General features: G+C 55.5%; 15 protein-coding genes, 1 tRNA gene and 2 pseudogenes. 11 read left to right on the top strand and 7 right to left on the bottom strand.

Going from position 1 to position 17,754, the window contains the following annotated elements; all coding sequences use genetic code 11:
- The first annotated feature begins 58 nt into the window (after positions 1-58).
- Entirely contained in the window at positions 59-1,975 is a 1,917-nt protein-coding gene (locus ACIGHL_RS20340; RefSeq protein ID WP_216706937.1) for an autotransporter domain-containing protein, read from the top strand.
- A gap of 73 nt (positions 1,976-2,048) precedes the next feature.
- Here ACIGHL_RS20340 and ACIGHL_RS20345 read toward each other — a convergent pair whose 3' ends face one another.
- The gene (locus tag ACIGHL_RS20345; RefSeq protein WP_216706938.1) at positions 2,049-2,951 is read right to left on the bottom strand and encodes an ATPase; all 903 of its coding nucleotides are present in this window, start codon (positions 2,949-2,951) and stop codon (positions 2,049-2,051) included.
- A 369-nt stretch (positions 2,952-3,320) separates the two neighbouring features.
- Between ACIGHL_RS20345 and ACIGHL_RS20350 the strand changes: the two genes are divergently transcribed.
- Entirely contained in the window at positions 3,321-3,593 is a 273-nt protein-coding gene (locus tag ACIGHL_RS20350) for a hypothetical protein (protein WP_216706939.1), read from the top strand.
- A gap of 6 nt (positions 3,594-3,599) precedes the next feature.
- Here ACIGHL_RS20350 and ACIGHL_RS20355 read toward each other — a convergent pair whose 3' ends face one another.
- Positions 3,600-4,487 carry a LysR family transcriptional regulator ArgP gene (locus tag ACIGHL_RS20355; RefSeq protein ID WP_064481796.1) on the bottom strand — a complete coding sequence of 296 codons (888 nt, stop codon included), beginning with the start codon at positions 4,485-4,487 and terminating at the stop codon, positions 3,600-3,602.
- A gap of 96 nt (positions 4,488-4,583) precedes the next feature.
- Here ACIGHL_RS20355 and ACIGHL_RS20360 point away from each other — a divergent pair, with 96 nt between their 5' ends.
- Both ACIGHL_RS20360 and ACIGHL_RS20365 read left to right on the top strand, forming a co-directional pair.
- Positions 4,584-5,186, top strand: coding sequence for a LysE/ArgO family amino acid transporter (locus ACIGHL_RS20360; RefSeq protein WP_216706940.1), 603 nt, complete (start codon positions 4,584-4,586; stop codon positions 5,184-5,186).
- A 362-nt stretch (positions 5,187-5,548) separates the two neighbouring features.
- Positions 5,549-6,127: a superoxide dismutase gene (locus tag ACIGHL_RS20365; RefSeq protein WP_128119559.1), complete on the top strand. Its 579-nt coding sequence runs from the start codon at positions 5,549-5,551 to the stop codon at positions 6,125-6,127.
- A 283-nt stretch (positions 6,128-6,410) separates the two neighbouring features.
- Here ACIGHL_RS20365 and dcd read toward each other — a convergent pair whose 3' ends face one another.
- On the bottom strand, positions 6,411-6,977 hold the full coding sequence (gene dcd / locus ACIGHL_RS20370; RefSeq protein WP_045161043.1) for a dCTP deaminase: 567 nt from the start codon (positions 6,975-6,977) through the stop codon (positions 6,411-6,413).
- Between the two features lie 321 nt (positions 6,978-7,298).
- Here dcd and ACIGHL_RS20375 point away from each other — a divergent pair, with 321 nt between their 5' ends.
- Entirely contained in the window at positions 7,299-7,508 is a 210-nt protein-coding gene (locus ACIGHL_RS20375; RefSeq protein WP_003282211.1) for a cold-shock protein, read from the top strand.
- Between the two features lie 111 nt (positions 7,509-7,619).
- Here the strand turns inward: ACIGHL_RS20375 and apbC are convergent, their stop codons facing one another.
- Positions 7,620-8,714 carry an iron-sulfur cluster carrier protein ApbC gene (gene apbC, locus ACIGHL_RS20380; protein ID WP_216706941.1) on the bottom strand — a complete coding sequence of 365 codons (1,095 nt, stop codon included), beginning with the start codon at positions 8,712-8,714 and terminating at the stop codon, positions 7,620-7,622.
- A 194-nt stretch (positions 8,715-8,908) separates the two neighbouring features.
- On the opposite strand from apbC, the gene metG reads away from it, so the two are divergent.
- The 6 genes from metG (at position 8,909) to ACIGHL_RS20410 (ending at position 16,387) form a co-directional block, all read left to right on the top strand.
- Positions 8,909-10,951, top strand: a complete 2,043-nt coding sequence (metG, locus tag ACIGHL_RS20385; RefSeq protein WP_216706942.1) for a methionine--tRNA ligase — start codon at positions 8,909-8,911, stop codon at positions 10,949-10,951.
- Positions 10,952-11,052: 101 nt separating this feature from the next.
- Positions 11,053-11,262, top strand: a complete 210-nt coding sequence (locus ACIGHL_RS20390; RefSeq protein ID WP_216706943.1) for a cysteine-rich CWC family protein — start codon at positions 11,053-11,055, stop codon at positions 11,260-11,262.
- The gene (locus ACIGHL_RS20395; RefSeq protein WP_216706944.1) at positions 11,262-11,954 is read left to right on the top strand and encodes a pseudouridine synthase; all 693 of its coding nucleotides are present in this window, start codon (positions 11,262-11,264) and stop codon (positions 11,952-11,954) included. Before ACIGHL_RS20390 ends, ACIGHL_RS20395 begins: the two co-directional genes overlap by 1 nt.
- 70 nt (positions 11,955-12,024) lie before the next feature.
- A tRNA-Gly gene (locus tag ACIGHL_RS20400) sits at positions 12,025-12,098 on the top strand.
- Between the two features lie 305 nt (positions 12,099-12,403).
- Positions 12,404-15,295, top strand: a complete 2,892-nt coding sequence (locus ACIGHL_RS20405; RefSeq protein ID WP_216706945.1) for a TrlF family AAA-like ATPase — start codon at positions 12,404-12,406, stop codon at positions 15,293-15,295.
- A 336-nt stretch (positions 15,296-15,631) separates the two neighbouring features.
- Positions 15,632-16,387: a hypothetical protein gene (locus ACIGHL_RS20410; protein WP_128121956.1), complete on the top strand. Its 756-nt coding sequence runs from the start codon at positions 15,632-15,634 to the stop codon at positions 16,385-16,387.
- 45 nt (positions 16,388-16,432) lie between these two features.
- Here the strand turns inward: ACIGHL_RS20410 and ACIGHL_RS20415 are convergent.
- From ACIGHL_RS20415 to ACIGHL_RS20425, 3 genes and pseudogenes are all read right to left on the bottom strand, one after another.
- A pseudogene (locus ACIGHL_RS20415) lies at positions 16,433-16,513 on the bottom strand (IS5/IS1182 family transposase); the annotation flags it as partial.
- Positions 16,514-16,650: 137 nt separating this feature from the next.
- Positions 16,651-17,058, bottom strand: a complete 408-nt coding sequence (locus tag ACIGHL_RS20420) for a BLUF domain-containing protein (protein ID WP_128121957.1) — start codon at positions 17,056-17,058, stop codon at positions 16,651-16,653.
- Between the two features lie 134 nt (positions 17,059-17,192).
- Positions 17,193-17,402: pseudogene (locus ACIGHL_RS20425) on the bottom strand (transposase); the annotation flags it as partial.
- Positions 17,403-17,754 lie beyond the last annotated feature (352 nt).

The following is a 17,754-nucleotide window of genomic DNA, read 5'->3' on the forward strand; positions in this document are numbered from 1 at the left end:
TGGCTAGTGTCGGAGCTACGACTTCGGCTGCCAAACAAGAACAATAAGGAGACACCCAGTGCAGAGCGCCCTTAAGCCCCTCGCCCTCGCCATTTTGCTGGCGGGCGTATCCGTTGCAGCAAATGCGGATACCAGCCCATATAGCCAATTCGTTAACTTCGGCGACTCGCTGAGCGATGCCGGCAACTTTCCAGACGTTGGTAGCCCCCTATTGGGAGGAAACCCAACAGGTGGTTTGCGCTTTACCAATCGCACTGGCCCGACCTACTCGGCGAACAACACCGAATATGCGGGACAGGTTGTTACCCAGCTACTCGCTAATCGCCTCGGACTGCAGGCGTTGCCATCGACGCCGATCCTGCCGCGCCTTCTAACAGGCAATCCTGACGGTACCAACTACGCGGTAGGTGGTTACCGTACGGATCAGATTCTTGACTCGCTCATCGGCACCTCGACCGTCGACGCTGGCGGTGGACTATCACGCAGTCGCCCGGGATATCTGGTGGAAAACCCACGAGTCGACCCGAATGGCCTGTACTACCTCAACGGTGGTGCCAACGACATTTTCCAGCTTCAAACCAATCCTGTAACCATGGCGGAGGCTGCTGGAAATATGGTTGCGGCTGTCGGCGCACTGCAGGCGGCCGGTGCACGCTATATCGTCATCTCCGACCTGCCGGATGTGGGCAACACCCCGTTAGGTAACAGCCTGCCGGGCTTTAGCAATGTATTGAACAACCTAAGCGACGCGTTCAACGCTGAACTTGCTGCTGGACTCCAGGCGCAGGGCGGCAACTACGTCCTGTTGAACAATCGGCTGTTGCTCTCGGAAGTTCGCGCCGACCTCGCTCGCTACGGATTCGATCCGACCATCAATCAAACTTCGGTCTGCTTTGATGGAGGCAATTGCCCGCTCGACCCGACTTACGGCCTGGGTAGCGCCAACGCTGACCCGAGTCGCCTGCTATTCAACGATCAGGTGCATCCAACTACCGCAGTCCACCAAATAAGCGCCGACTATGTCTATTCGATTCTTTCCGCACCGGCAGAGGTATCACTGCTGCCCGAAATGGGCCGCTCCGCGCTGCGCAACCACTTGCAGCTACTGGGCAACGAGCTAGCTGCCCAGCACGGCAACTGGCAGTCGGTAGGTGGATGGCGAACTTTCGTCCAAGGCGGTTACAACCGGCCGGAGTACGATGGCTTCGGTGGCGGCGATGGCGACAGTCCGACTCTGGCAATCGGCATGACCAACCGTGTCAGCGAACACTGGCTGGCGGGCCTCAGCCTAGGCCTGGCGCAAAACTCCCTGAGCCTTGGTGAAGGAGACTCGGACTTTGACATGCGCAGCTATTTAGCGACTGCCTTCGCCAGCTATCAACAGGACCGTTTTTTTGCCGACCTCAATGCCAGCGCTGGGTATCTCGATTACGACTCACTGGACCGGAACTTCTCTTTGGGTATAGCGGAGCGCTCTGAGAAGGGTAGTACGGAAGGTGTGGTCTGGGGCGTTTCGGCCAAGACCGGCTTCAACCTGATGCAAATGGGTGATCCGCTACAGTTCGGCCCGTTCATCGGTGCCAGCTATCAGAAAATCGACGTGGACGGTTATAGCGAACAGGGCGCCAGCTCGACCGCTTTGACCTATGAAGATCAGGAGCTCGATTCACTTCGTTTGGCGGTTGGCATGTTTGGCAATTACGCATTGACGGAGCGCACTCGACTGTTTGGCGAGGTTGCACGCGAGGTCGAGCGAGAGGATGAGAAGCGCGAGGATCTGCGCATGTCATTGAATAGCGTAACAACTAATAGCTTCGAGCTACCGGGTGCGACCCCGACTGGCGACCAAACCCGCTTCAGTATCGGTATCGCTCATCAGCTGACGGCCGGGGTCAGCATTCGCGCTAATTACAACTACCAGGGCAATGACAACCGCAACCAGGGAGTTGGTTTATCTCTGGCGCTGGACCTGTAAACCGCTACTCCTCGTTTGGCTGACTCGCCTGGCCGCTGCGCATATACGCAGCGGCTTTTTTCTTAAACGGCAACTAGCGCTGGTCAATCTGCTGCTGCAAGTTGGCGATCTGTCCCTGCAACGTGTTGATGCTGCGGGTCATCTGGGCCCGGAATGCGTCGAACTCGGACGTCACTACGCCTGGCGTAGCCGCAGGTCGGTTATCCACTTCACTGCGCAAGACAAGTACATCCTGCTCCAAGCGACTGATCGCCTGACTGGCGTCGCCCCGTTGTTTCAACGCTGCGATGTCCTTGCTCAGTCCGTCGATTCGAGCAGACATCTTGTCTAGCTCGCCCACCGTGCCCTTTAGCCCCGCCATCGATGAGGTCAGCGCCACCTGCTCACCGGCGACCTTTTTCACGGACTCGGCAAGCGCGGCCGTAGCAGACTGATGGCCACGTACGTCAGTAGCGATTCGCTCGATCTGGCTGCCCTGCTCGTCCAGGCGCTTATCCTGATTGCCCTGTTTACCGGTCAGGCTTTGCTGCTGGGTGGTGATGGCGCGCTGTTGTTCGGCCAGGTCCAATGCCTGCTTTTCCAGCTGCTTGATGCGCAGTTTAAGCGCCTCGCCTTCTGTAGTGACGCTGGATTCCGTTGCCACAATCTTGCCGGAAATGTCCTGCAGACGACCGCTCGCGTCTTCGCTGATGCGCGCGAAACTTTCCTGAGTTGCAACCAGCTGGGCCTCGAGCCTCGATACCTGCTGCATGCCCCACCAACCCAACGCTATCAGCAAGCCGAACAACACCAGGACCAGGAACCACAACGGTGCGGTGCTGACGGTACGGCGCTTCTGGCGCGGGCGCGCATCGTCGGGTGCGCTGCTGGCAGACTGGCCGATCGGCTCAAGCTCAGGCGCAGGATACGGATCTCGATCGCGGCCTGCGGTCAGGCTGGGTATGTTGTCCAGTTCGTCGTGAGCATCGTTGCGCATGGGATACCTTTAATGGCGCGAAGCGAAAGACAGCGCGCAGTATAACGATTCAGCACAGGCACTTCAGCGCGAACACCACCCATAAACTGCACCCGGAACAGGCGTCCCGCACCGCGGTGTATCAAGACCGTGCAAACCGACATGGCGGGCAAGCGATCAGCTCGTCACTGCGCCATGTTGGGAAGACTGCATCCAAGCGGCAAGGTTAACCGCGGTGGGCTTCATCCAGCCTTACACATCGAAAGAAGTCAGCCCGAACAGGAACTGGTACGCCTGTTGCTTTGGCTTTGATGCCAGCGGATAGCGCTTTCCGACACGGATGTCGGGCCAAGTACGTCGATCGGTTGCTAGATTGGAGGACGCTTCATTATGGAGTTCAACAAGGCCGTACTCGATTGCATGCAGCACCTGCGCCGCCGGCTGCGCGATGAGCAACAGGTGGATATTCGCCTTAGCCAACCGGACGCGATCCAGGCCATGCTGACCGCCTGCCTCTGTTCTGGCGACGAGATGACACGGGACCTGGGCAAACAGCTGGCCACGTACAGCGACATGCCAGCTCCCGACCGAACGCCATCACCAACAGCGGGCCGCAGCGGGCCCTCGGTGCGCATCTACCGCGGCCAGCGAGTCCTGAACTGAACCGGCTCAATAGATCAACCACTGCCTAACCGAGCGCGACAGCTGCCGCGTAAGCTCGGCGAGCAACTCACCGCCGTTGCGCCAATGATGCCAGTACAACGGCACATCGATCGGATCACCCGGATACACATCCACCAGCGCTCCGCTGGCCAGCTCCGCGCCTACCTGCAGTTCAGGCACTAACCCCCAACCCAGATCGCTCTGCAGCAGGCGAACAAACCCTTCTGACGAGGGGCACAAGTGATGGCTGAAAGCCCCCTTCAGGCCCAACGCAGCGAGATAGCGATGCTGCAGCTGGTCGTCAGGACCGAAGACAATTGCCGGCGCCTTCAGCAAAGCCTCGGCTGGCGCGCCCGGCTTAAGATGGCGGGCGACATAGGCGGGGCTGGCAAGAGCGCGGTAGCGCATGGCCCCGAGGAATTCGCTTCGCGCACCGGCCAACGGCCGTTCAACCGCACACACGCACGCCGCCACCTCCCCGGCGCGCATGCGCTTTAGCCCAACATCCTGATCCTCCAGCACATGATCGAGCACCACGCCATGCCGTGTGCAGAACGGTGCAATCGCACCTGGCCACCAGGTAGCCAGGCTGTCGGAGTTCAGCGCAATACGCAGCCGCTCCGGTAGCCGACTCTCGTCCAGCTCCGGCACCTGCCCTTGAAGATCCCGCTCAAGCAGTCGCACCTGTTGCACATGGTTGAGCAAACGCCGGCCAACCTCGGTGGGCTGCGGTGGCGAAGCGCGCAACAACACCGGCTGCCCCAACCGCGCTTCGAGCAACTTGATGCGCTGCGACACGGCCGATTGCGACAGCCCCAACGACTGCGCAGCGCGATCGAAGCCGGCCTGCTCAACCACCGCCGCCAAAGCGACCAGCAGCTTGTAATCGAACATTCGATTTCCTTATGGGGCATTACCTAATTTCGTTTTTCTTATAATGCAACAGCCCTGACACTGCGAGCACCTTTCAACAAACACAGGCAGCGCATCATGTGGCAGAGCTACTTCAACGGACTATTGGTCACCGCCGGCCTGATCGTTGCTATCGGCGCGCAAAACGCGTTCGTGCTGGCGCAGAGCTTGCGCCGCGAGCACCATCTGCCCGTAGCCGCACTCTGCATTCTTTGCGACATTCTGCTGGTCAGTGTCGGCGTCTTTGGCCTCGCCGCCGTGCTGGCGGAAAACCCTTTGCTGCTGAAAATCACCCGATGGGGTGGCGTGCTGTTCTTGCTGCTCTATGGCGTCATCGCGTTGCGCCGCGCAGCGCGCCCGAAAGCCCTGCTGGAAGACACCCAACGCGGTCCGCGCTCGCTGCGGAGCGTATTGCTCGCCGCGCTGGCCGTCACCCTGCTGAACCCGCACGTGTATCTCGATACGGTATTACTGATTGGCTCACTCGGGGCGCAGCAACCCGAGCCAGGGGCCTATACGCTAGGCGCCGCAAGCGCGTCGACGGCATGGTTCCTAATCCTTGCCCTGGGCGGAGCCTGGCTTGCACCGTGGCTAGCACGACCGCTGACCTGGCGACTAATCGACCTGGGTGTCGCGACCATGATGTTCGTGGTGGCCGCGCAGCTTGTTGTCCTCGCCTAAGGAACGCCCCCGTCAATCGGAGGTCCACGCAGAGGGCCTCGGTATCCTCGCACCTTTTGGCAGATCTCGATTAAGAGGCTCTGGCTCCGGCTTCTCCACACAGTTGATGCGTGGTTTTGCCACAGGCTGAGTGCTATGATCCTTGGTCCGCGGGCATGGAGTGGAACGCTTCAGCCCGCCATTGCGGCCGCCCGTGATCGGCCGAAGAATGCGCACCTATGTAGCGAGCGAAGGGAAAGACAGGCGTAAACGGACGAACATCAGTGCAGTAGTTTTCTCCGTTCCGCGAGGCGCTGGCCACCAGCGCAGACTGCCTCCTTCCGAGCCGCATCTATTCTCGACACCTGAGCAGGAGATACACCATGGCTTTCGAATTGCCGCCGCTTCCGTTTGAAAAGAACGCCCTCGAGCCGCACATTTCCGCCGAAACTTTCGAGTATCACCATGGCAAGCATCACCAGGCCTACGTGACCAACCTGAACAATCTGGTTCCGGGCACCGAGTTCGAAGGCAAGGACCTGGAAACCATCATCAAGACCTCTTCCGGTGGCATCTTCAACAATGCCGCTCAGGTCTGGAACCACACCTTCTTCTGGAACTGCATGGCGCCGAACGCCGGTGGCCAGCCGACAGGCGAGCTGGCTGACGCCATCAACGCCGCGTTCGGTTCCTTCGACAAGTTCAAGGAAGAGTTCACCAAGACCGCCATCGGCACCTTCGGCTCCGGCTGGGCCTGGCTGGTGAAGAAGTCTGACGGTAGCGTCGGCCTGGCGAGCACCATTGGTGCCGGCAACCCGATGACCGCTGGCGACAAGCCACTGCTGACCTGCGACGTCTGGGAACATGCCTACTACATCGACTACCGCAACGCCCGCCCGAAATTCGTGGAAGCGTTCTGGAACGTGGTCAACTGGGACTTCGTCGCGAAGAACTTCGCCTGAGTCCCGTCTGCTTGATGGGGCGCCTGTCGCCTCATCATCCAGGCACCAAAAATGCCCGCATTGTGCGGGCATTTTTTATTCAAACGAAACAGAAGCAGCGGAACAGTGACAGCTTCGACAAGAAGCCCGTCTGCCGAAGGACCGCAGCTCACCTCGGGGACGCGCTCTAGAAGGCGGTTAGACCAATTGGACAGCCGCCCCATGCACCTGGATAGTCAAAGCGCGAGACACGCGAACGGCGGTTGTCGCCCGCTTGAGCTGGCAGCCAACTCGCTGATCGAAATCAGGCCTTTGGCAATGTCACGCCACGCTGACCCTGATACTTACCGCCGCGATCACGGTAAGAGGTCTCGCACTCTTCATCCGATTCCAAGAACAGCATCTGCGCCACGCCTTCGTTGGCGTAGATCTTCGCTGGCAGGGTGGTGGTGTTGGAGAACTCCAGGGTCACGTGCCCTTCCCACTCTGGCTCCAGCGGCGTCACGTTGACGATGATGCCGCAGCGCGCATAAGTGCTCTTCCCCAGACAGATGGTCAGCACGTTGCGCGGAATGCGGAAGTATTCGACCGTGCGCGCCAGTGCGAAAGAGTTGGGCGGGATGATGCAAACGTCGCTCTTGATGTCGACGAAGCTCTTCTCGTCGAAATTCTTCGGATCGACGATTGCCGAATTGATGTTGGTGAAAATCTTGAATTCATCGGCGCAGCGCACGTCGTAGCCATAGCTGGACACGCCGTAAGAGATCAAGCGCTCGCTGCCCTCGCCGCGCATCTGGCGTTCGACATAGGGCTCGATCATGCCGTGCTCCTGGGCCATCCGACGAATCCATTTATCCGATTTGATGCTCATGGCGGGCGTCCTGACTGGGCTGGTGGGCGTTCATATAAGGGTGTGCATCTTACCGACCCCACGGAGCCGGTTCAAAGCCCACGAACCGGGTCCATGCGTCGCATCTCTGACGCTTTGGCCGGAAACTGAAAATAATGCTCGCATTGCGACAGAAATGGAGTATCTTTCATTGGCTGCTGCTGCATGTGTCACCGTGAATCGCTACATGTTTAGATTTCGATCCGATCATTGCTACGACTCCTAACTCCTTGCACACAGTCACCGTTCGGGGTATTTGCCCGTTCAAATCATCTCTACACCTTGTTCAAGGAGACATTTCAAATGTCCAATCGCCAAACCGGTACCGTTAAGTGGTTCAACGATGAGAAAGGCTTCGGCTTCATCACTCCGCAATCCGGTGACGACCTTTTCGTACACTTCCGCGCCATCCAAGGCGACGGTTTCAAGAGCCTGAAAGAAGGCCAGCAAGTTTCCTTCGTCGCTACTCGCGGCCAGAAGGGCATGCAAGCTGAGGAAGTTCAGGTTATCTAACCTGAAGCTTCTTTGCTGAAAAAGCCCCGCTTCGGCGGGGCTTTTTTATGCCTGCGATTTACTGATGACCGATCAGCCACGGGCAGCGCGAAGCGCCACCCTGCTTTGAAATTAGTCGTCGGTTACTACGATGTTCGGCATCGACTGCGCAATGATCTGCCCGCTCAGCGAAATCCGTGCGCCCACACTGCGCGCCATTTGCTGATAGATCATCGCGATCTGGCTTTCAGGATCGGCAATGGTGGTCGGCTTGCCGGCATCGGCCTGGCTGCGAATTGCCATCGACAGCGGTAGCGAGGCCAGCAGCTCCACGTTGTACTGCTCTGCCAGCTTCTCACCACCGCCTTCGCCAAACAGATGCTCGGCATGACCGCAGTTCGAGCAGATATGGATGGCCATGTTCTCCACCACACCCAGCACCGGAATGTTCACCTTGCGGAACATCTCCACGCCTTTCTTGGCATCCAGCAGCGCCAGATCCTGCGGCGTGGTCACGATGACCGCCCCAACCACAGGCACCTTTTGCGCCAGGGTCAGTTGGATATCGCCTGTGCCCGGCGGCATGTCCACGATCAGATAGTCCAGATCCTTCCAGGCCGTCTGAGTGATCAGCTGCAGCAAAGCGCCGGAAACCATCGGGCCGCGCCAGACCATCGGTGTCTTGTCATCGGCCAGGAAAGCCATCGACATAATCTGTACGCCGTGGGCCTCCAGCGGGATAAAGGCTTTGTTGTCACGAATTTCGGGGCGGGTGCCTTCGGGAATGCCGAACATAATGCCCTGGCTCGGGCCATAGATATCCGCGTCCAGCACACCCACCCGTGCGCCTTCGCGAGCCAGCGCCAGTGCCAGATTGGCGGCCGTGGTGGATTTCCCCACGCCGCCCTTGCCGGAAGCGACGGCGATGATGTTCTTCACATTGGCCATCGACTCGAGCTGGTCCTGCGCCTTGTGCGAGCGGATTACGCACTCGACTTGCACGTCCGCTCGAGTGACGCCTTCCAGCTGCTCAATGGCCATCGCCAACATCTGTGCCCAGCCGCTGCGAAACAGTCCGGCAGCGTAGCCGAGTTCAATCTGCACGCTAACGTGATCGCCCTGGACATCGATGGAACGCACGCAACCGGCAGTGACCGGGTCCTGGTTCAGGTTAGGGTCGGTGTACTGACGCAGTACGGCTTCCACAGCTTCGCGTGTGACGGTCATGACTACTCCCAAGAAAACCTAGTAAAACAGACGGGCATCTTACCCCGTGGTGCCGTATGGGCTCATCAACCGCGTCAACATGGCGCGGCACTCGGCATCTGACCGGCACCAGCCGCGCCAGTGCGGGTGAAAAAAAAACGTCGCACCTTTATAGTGACCAGCTCACTTCGCAACCCCGACTGCAGATTCCCCCCATGTCCGAAGCCCGTCAGATCCTCGTTACCAGTGCCCTGCCCTACGCCAACGGTTCGATACACCTTGGCCATATGCTCGAGTACATCCAGACGGACATGTGGGTGCGCTTTCAGAAGCTGCGCGGCAACCAGTGCATCTACGTTTGCGCCGATGACGCCCATGGCTCGGCCATCATGCTGCGCGCCGAAAAGGAAGGCATCACGCCCGAGCAGCTGATCGCCAACGTGCAGGCCGAGCACAGCGGAGACTTCGCCGACTTTCTGGTCAACTTCGACAACTTCCACTCGACCCATTCGGAAGAGAACCGCGAGCTGTCCGAGATGATCTACACCCGTCTGCGCGACGCTGGGCACATCGCAACCCGCTCGGTGACCCAGTACTTCGATCCCGAGAAAGGCATGTTCCTCGCCGACCGCTTCATCAAGGGCACCTGCCCGAAGTGCGCAGCAGAAGACCAGTACGGCGACAACTGCGAAAAGTGCGGCGCCACGTACGAGCCCACCGAGCTGAAGAACCCACGCTCGGCCATCTCTGGTGCCACACCGGTGCTGCGCGACTCCAAGCACTTCTTCTTCAAGCTGCCCGACTTCGAGGCGATGCTGAAGGAGTGGACCCGCAGCGGCAGCCTGCAGGACTCAGTCGCCAACAAGATCGCCGAATGGCTCGACGGCGGCCTGCACGAGTGGGACATCTCCCGCGATGCGCCCTACTTCGGCTTTGAGATTCCAGGCGAGCCCGGCAAATACTTTTACGTCTGGCTGGATGCGCCGATCGGCTACATGGCGAGCTTCAAGAACCTCTGCGCACGCCGCCCGGAACTGGACTTCGATGCGTTCTGGAAGAAGGATTCCACCACCGAGCTGTACCACTTCATCGGCAAAGACATCATCAATTTCCACACCCTGTTCTGGCCTGCCATGCTCGAAGGCGCCGGCCTGCGTAAGCCCACCGCCGTCGCCGTGCATGGCTACCTGACGGTGAACGGGCAGAAGATGTCCAAGTCGCGCGGCACCTTTATCAAGGCGCGCACTTACCTTGATCACCTGAACCCTGAATACCTGCGCTACTACTACGCGGCCAAGCTCGGCCGCGGCGTAGATGACCTGGACCTGAACCTCGAAGACTTCGTACAGAAGGTCAATTCCGACCTCGTTGGCAAGGTCGTCAACATCGCCAGCCGTTGCGCCGGGTTCATCCACAAAGGCAACGGCGGCCAAATGGTCGACCGCAACGCTGCGCCGGAACTGACCGACGCCTTCCAGGCCGCCGCACCGTCGATTGCCGACGCATATGAAAGCCGTGACTTCGCCCGCGCCATGCGCGAGGTCATGGCGCTGGCCGACCGCGCTAATGCCTGGATCGCCGACAAGGCGCCCTGGGCACTGAACAAGCAGGAAGGTATGCAGGATGAAGTCCAGGCCATCTGCGCTACCGGCATCAATCTGTTCCGCCAACTGGTGATCTTCCTCAAGCCAGTGCTGCCGAACCTGGCCGCCGACGCCGAGCGCTTCCTGAACGTCGAGCCTCTGGGCTGGACCGACCTGCAAACGCTGCTGACCAACCATCAGCTGAACGCCTTCACCCCGCTACTGACCCGTATCGAGCCTGCCAAAATCGAAGCCATGATCGAAGCATCCAAGGAAGACCTCGCCTCCACCGAAACCGCCGCCCAGCCAAACGGCAACGGAGAGCTGACCAAAGAGCCCATCGCCGCCGAAATCGCCTTTGACGCGTTTGCCGCGGTGGACCTGCGCATCGCGCTGATCGAGAAGTGCGAGTTCGTGGAAGGTGCCGACAAGCTGCTGCGCCTGACCCTCGACATCGGCGACGCCAAGCGCAACGTGTTCTCCGGCATCAAGAGCGCCTATCCGGACCCAAGCAAGCTGGAAGGCCGCCTGACCCTGTACGTCGCCAACCTCGCCGCGCGCAAGATGAAGTTCGGCGTCTCCGAAGGCATGGTGCTGGCCGCCGGCCCTGGCGGTGAAGAGATCTACCTGCTCAGCCCGGACAGCGGCGCCAAGCCCGGTCAACGCGTCAAGTAACGAAGCCATAGCACAGGCGCTCGGTGCAATGCCGAGTGCCTGATTTTGATACGAACTAACCGCTCCACTGCATCACCCGCTGCCACTGCCCGGAGGCGGTTATGACCGATACACCCGAACCTAATAGATGCCCGATTTGTGGCGAACCCAACAGCTGTGGCCTGGCTTATCCAGCTACTGCGACACGGCCCTGCTGGTGCTTCACCGCCGAAATAGCACCTGAAGCCCGCGAACAGATTCCTGATGAAGCGCTCAATAAAGCCTGCATCTGCCCGCGTTGCGCGCGCGGCGAGTTGCCTGCAAAACCCTGATGCGCCTCGACCGTTTCCTCGCCAATCTGCCCCACTGCAGCCATCGCCAAGCTCGCCTGCTGCTGGCCTCGGGCCGTGCTGCGGTGAATGGGAACACGGTTTTCGACGGCACCCATGACGTTCGCATCTTCGATCGTATCGAACTGGATGGCGAGCTACTGCAGGCAGGCAAGCCCGCGCGGTTCTTTATGCTGAACAAGCCAGTAGGCTGCGTCAGTGCTACCGCCGATCCGCAACACCTCACGGTGCTGGATCTGCTGAGCGAGCCGGACAAGGAAGAATTGCACATTGCCGGGCGGCTGGACTTCAACACCACCGGGTTGATGATCATCACCAACGACGGCCTCTGGTCCCGCCGCCTCACCCAACCGGAAAGCCTGCTGGGCAAAACCTATCTCGTCGAAACCGAAGACCCGATCGACCCCATCTGCGTCGACCACTTCGCCCAAGGCCTCTACTTTCGCTTCGAAAACCTCATCACCCGGCCCGCCGAACTCGAACTGCTCGGCTCGCACCGGGCTCGTCTGACCCTGCACGAAGGCCGCTACCATCAGGTCAAGCGCATGTTCGGCCACTTCAACAACAAGGTCACCGCCCTGCACCGCGAACGCATGGGCCCGCTGCTGCTCGACCCCACCCTCGCCCCCGGCCAATACCGCAGCCTGACGCCTGTTGAAATTGCGCAGGTCTGAAAACATTCATCGGCCTAAACGCCGCACCCGCTTCTCCTCACCCCGCCCTTCTGGTACAAAGGCTGCCTACGCGGGCGTCGTATAATGGCATTACCTGAGCTTCCCAAGCTCATGACGAGGGTTCGATTCCCTTCGCCCGCTCCAGATTAAAAAAGCCCTGCAATCGCAGGGCTTTTTCGTTTAGGGTTTGGCTTGTTTCGGCAAGGTCTAGGCAGCTTTGGCGGAAAAATAAATATGTCCCCTTTTTCCTACCCACAATTTGCGCTTCGGATAGTCAGCGGCAACATCCAACCTGAATGCGGACAAACGAGCCCTGAATACGAGACGGCCAATTCAAACTAGCCCAATCAGAACGCGGGATAGCGATTACTGCTGAAGTAGCGAAGCGATGGTATTGCCGAGTTTGATTGCAAACGATTAGCCTGATCAACCATAAACAAGGACAGTAAATGGAAAACCTGAAAAAAGGGTCGCAGTGGCGAAAATGGGATCTTCATGTTCATACGCCTGCCTCCGTCCTGGAGAGCCAGTACGGGTCCGACTGGGACCGGTATGTAGTAGAACTTTTTAAACGCGCCATAGCCAACGATATAGCAGCGATAGGGATTACTGACTATTACCTACCGACAGGATATAGAAAGCTCAAAAAGGAGTATCTTGAGCAGCCACAAAAGATGGCTCAACTATTCTCACCTGACGAACTAATAAAGATAAATTGCATTGCAATTTTTCCGAACATAGAGTTTCGATTATCCAAGCTGATAATTGACAAACAACCAGAGTTAAAATGGAACCGAAAGGTCAATTTCCACGTTATATTGTCGAACGAAGTAGATATCGACTGCATTGACTCAGAATTCATTTCACAGATTCAGATTATTTTCGACGCTTCTATAGGTGGAGCCGCAGAAAAACGGCCACTGTCGCAGTTCAGCCTTGAATGTCTAGGCAATAAGCTAATTAGCGAACACGAGCCTTTTGCGCAAGCAGGTTCGCCACTTTTTGTCGGCATGCTTAATGCGTCTGTTGACGAAAATGAGATTATCGAGATTTTATCAAGCAACTCACTTTTTCGCGAAAAATATCTAATAGGCCTTCCAACCGATGAGGATCTAAGCAGGGTTAACTGGAACTCACAGGGACATTCGATTCGAAAAACGCTCATAAAACAAGCGCACTTTATCTTTTCCTCAAATCCAGCAACCTGCAATTTTTTCTCTGGCGGCTCTGATAAAGATCGGTTCGTTTCCGAGTTCGGAGCCATTAAGCCCTGTTTGTGGGGATCGGACGCACATCACTTCGAAAAGATGTTTGCCCCAGATAAAGGCCGACACACTTGGATAAAAGCTGACGCGACCTTCGAAGGCTTAAAGCAAGTAATCTATGACCCTGGTTCAAGATCAAGAATTCAGGAGACTAGCCCACAACAAAAGAATAGTTACCAGACGATAGATTGTGTACGCTTCATTGACAAAAATAATACTTTCAGCGATGAATACATACACTTTAACCCTGATCTCAATACTATTATTGGCGGAAAATCTTCCGGCAAGTCAATGTTGCTTTACCATATTGCTAAAGCAATAAATCCGGCAGAAGTCGACGAGAAAGTACGACTAGCAAAAGCGTCGGAGTACAAAGGTTTCGATATCGACTTTGAGGTTGTCTGGTCCAACGGCGATCTCAGCAAACTTTCTGACGTTATCTCCACTAAGCCTATCACCTATATACCTCAGCTATACATTAACCATCTAGCGGAAGAAGACGGCAAAAGCCAACTTAATGAGCTGGTTAAATCTATACTGATGCAAAATGATGACTTCAAGTCTTTTACTAAAAATCAAGAACAAAAAATAAGCGACACGCACGAAAAGATAAACGGAACCATCAGCAGAATATACAGATTAAAAGAAAGCTATAAATCGCTCGCAAAAGACTCTTCCGAAATTGGCACAAAGAGCGCCATTGAGGAAGAAATTAAACGTCTTCAGGCTGCCATCTTGGCATTGCGAGAAAAGGCTGGATTTAGCGAGCAAGAAGAACGGGCCTTCAACCACCTTAATTCCAGAAAAGGATCACTTGAAAAAAGGCATAAAACCGTAAGTGATGCCGCTATTTTTCTCAAGCAGCTTTCAGACTCTTTGACGTTAAAAGGTGATTATCTAGTAGATGAATTAACGGAGACCGTCAAGCTAGACATCGACGCACCCAAACACGCCAGAATAGTGACTAACTCTTTAGCGGAGCTACAAGCCGGGCTAAAACTTGAAATCGAGTCCTACGTCAGCAAAATTGCATTGAGGCACCAGAAAACGCCATCCACACTAGCCAGACTAGATTCACGACTAAAAAGCACAGAACAAGCCATAACTCCGCTGCTCGAAAAAATAAAAGAACAAAAAGCGCTGGAAGTTATTCGTGAAAAACTAAAGTCAGAAGAAGCAAAACTAAAAAGAATCACAGAGATTGAGCATAGATTACTTAGCATTGCCACCGATGGCAAAGCACTTCGAGAAGATCTTTACCAAAGTTTTGGCGAATTGGTAATTACATATACTGAATACGTCAAAGAAATCTCTAGACCAGAATATCAACTCGAAGAAGCAATCAATATTAGTGCAAATGTAGCCTTCTCAAGCAGCAAGTTTGATCAATTTGTAAAATCCTTCGACGGCCGAGGAAATCTAACAAATTTGGTTGGAGACCTAGCAGATTCAGAAGGAAACTATATTTTTTGCCCCGAAACCCATGCGCAAAAGATCTTTTACATTGACGAAAAGATAAGGAGAAAGGATGAAAAACTTCCCAGTGCAAAAAAAGGAACAACAGAAGAAGACATAATCAGGAAACTTTATAGCGACTGCTTTTATATAAACTACTCGGTCAGCTATAAAGAAGACCAAATTGAAACCATGTCCCCTGGGAAACGGGGATTAGTTCTATTAAACTTGATATTACATCTGAGCAATGCCTCCCATCCAATCCTTATTGATCAACCTGAAGACAATCTTGACAACCGCACTATTTACGACCAGCTAAACGACTTTATACGCGACCGAAAGAAGAAGCGCCAAATTATAATGGTCACTCACAACGCGAACCTGGTGGTAGCTGCGGACGCTGAATGCGTTATTGTCGCGAACCAAGACGGCCAACAACGCTGTTTTGAAAACGAGAAGTTTAAATTTGAATACTGTTCTGGAAGCCTAGAAAACTCATTCGAAGATTCCAACAAGATAGGAATTCTCAAAAAACAAGGAATAAGACAGCATGTCTGTCAAATTCTGGAAGGCGGCATACTCGCCTTCAAGGAACGAGAGTTAAAGTACGGCCTTAAATAATTCGTAACTTTACCATTCAGGCACACATAGTGTAATCAAAGGGAACAGATTTATTTAGCGCCCTTCTAGGGCAAGGAAGCCGTATATAACATGGAAACGATCATCGGACTTATGTTCGAGGTTGCGCTTAGGGGGCTAGGCCTTTGGGTACTGAAGGTCCTGACCTACGGTCGCTACAAGGACACTAATAGTTATTTGTATTTTTTACCTACCTTCGTCGGCTTTCTATGCATAGTGCTACTGTTGTTATTGATACTCGTGATAGCAGCGGGATTGAAAGCTTCAGCCACGACCTAAGGCACATATTTATTCCATAAGTAAACGCAAGGAGGCGACATGAGATCAGACTGGGACGATGCGCCCGAGTATCTACGCAGCAGGAAGAAGCAAGGGCCATGGCGATTCCTAGCGATACTGGGGATCGGTTCGGCGGTCATCGCGGCACTGGCATTGACGTTCGGACAGCCGATAGTTCTGGACATGAACCAGATCAAGCAAGGCATTCGTATCGGCGGCAAGCCTTTGTTTAACCCAGAGCCAGCACAACCCATTCAGCCGGTTGGCCAGCCGTCCGTTGAAAACTACGAAGCCCTGACAGCAGTACCGTCACCAGCCCCACAGCAGCGGCTGCTGACCCAGGAAGAAATCGACTGGTTCGCAGAGCGTTCGGCGGAGGCCGCGCAGTCTCGCCAAACATCATTCAACGATGACAACTACACGCCCAAGCAGCCGGCCAGCACCTACACTCCGCCGGTAGTCCGTGAAGTTGCAGCAAAGCCCGCTAGTAGCGAGCGACGTCCGCGCACGGTAAGCCGGGAGCGCACATCCACCTGGATAAAGAGCTGGAATGGCGGTACTAACTATCTGGCGGAGTGGGTGGCAGTAAACAACTACATCGACCGAACGAGCGTGTGCGGCAATCATCGCCGAGGCTCAATCGACTATAGAGAATGCCGCAAGGCTGCCAAACAGCACTTCCATGAACAATGTCAGACATGGCGTGCCCGCTTTGACGGTGATCGCAAAGATCTAAGCGACCGGATGAAAACCCGTTATTGCGGAGCAGCAAGCAGCTTTAACCCAATGGGCTGAGGTAGCGGAAGCTTCAGAATTATCAACATCGAGGAGCGTTCGTATACGCTCGTTGTAGATGGCCTTGTGCAGCAGAATTTCCCGCAGCTTCGACCAGTACTCATCACTGAGCAGTAATCGGGGCATCGCAAACTCGTATTGGTGTTGTGTGTGAGCTACAACGATGCGAGCTTGTTCCTATATACCAATGATTTAGATCGAAGCTGGAACACCCCCTACACATTGACCACAGGTCACCCTAAGCAGAGGTTTCTGGTCACACCCTACTTCGCGTCTCTCAGCATCTGTGCAAACTCGCGCATCGTCTCCGTGAACGTACTTGCATCGATGACCTCTAGACGGCGGGCTCGCAATTTGGAGATATATTGAAATTGCAAGGGATCGCTTTTTATGCCCCCCATCGACCACTTCCCAAAGATCCGATTGTTCGCCGGCGAAATATAAAGAATCTCTGCACCACTGTGTCTGGGATCATCTAGAATCTTCACATATTTCCGGAGAACATCCTGTTCCTGCCCTTCTAAAACTTGCATGAACAGTCCACCACCGTGGACCAGGATGCCAGTGATACTGCTGGCCGGATTATTTTGGCGCGAGGACAGTAGTATGTCCTGTACTTGTTCATTCGATATTGTGGGGGCGGCACGGCTGATATAGAGAAGTCGAATCATTGAGTAACCTCTGTCGGTGGGCAAAGTGTTTGGCTGGACGGAGGGCCTTCAAGGGGGCGATAAAGAAAACGGAAAAATCGTACGCTAAGCATGCGACCTGTCAGGTTGAAGCCATAGAGGTTGGCTGCGAGCTAACCTGACGCGGACCAGGCGTTGAAACGTTTGTAGCCTTTGCTCAAGCTTACGAATGCCCCGGGAAAGTCTCGCCAGAGGCATCCTCCGCGCATGCGATACAGCATGCCTTCGACGGTCATCCGTAGATTACGCTTGTTGTAGATGGCCTTGTGCAGCTGAATTTCCCTCAGCTTCGACCAGTGCTCATCACTGGGCAGTAATCGGGGCATTGCAAGCTCGTACTGGTGTTGTGTAAGAGCTACAACGATACGAGCTTGTTCCTATATATCGATGACTTAGATCGAAACGGGAAAACCCATAGCAGACATGTCGAAAAAGTGTCGAAATCATTGTGACGCATAGCGACGAAACGAGCAGGCGAGATAGCTGGAAACCCCTTAACGACACGCTTTGAGACGGAACGACACACCAAGCATAAGGGTTCGATCCTCTTCGCCCGCGCCAATTAAAAAGCCCTGCCGGAGCATAATGCTGTTCACTTAAGCGGAGCAGCCTTACGATCCACCGGATACCGGGTTTTGGAAATCTTCACCGTCCTTGGCCTCCCTGGCCTTGGACGGT

The organism is Pseudomonas sp. NPDC077451, assembly GCF_044543345.1.
GTDB lineage: Bacteria > Pseudomonadota > Gammaproteobacteria > Pseudomonadales > Pseudomonadaceae > Stutzerimonas.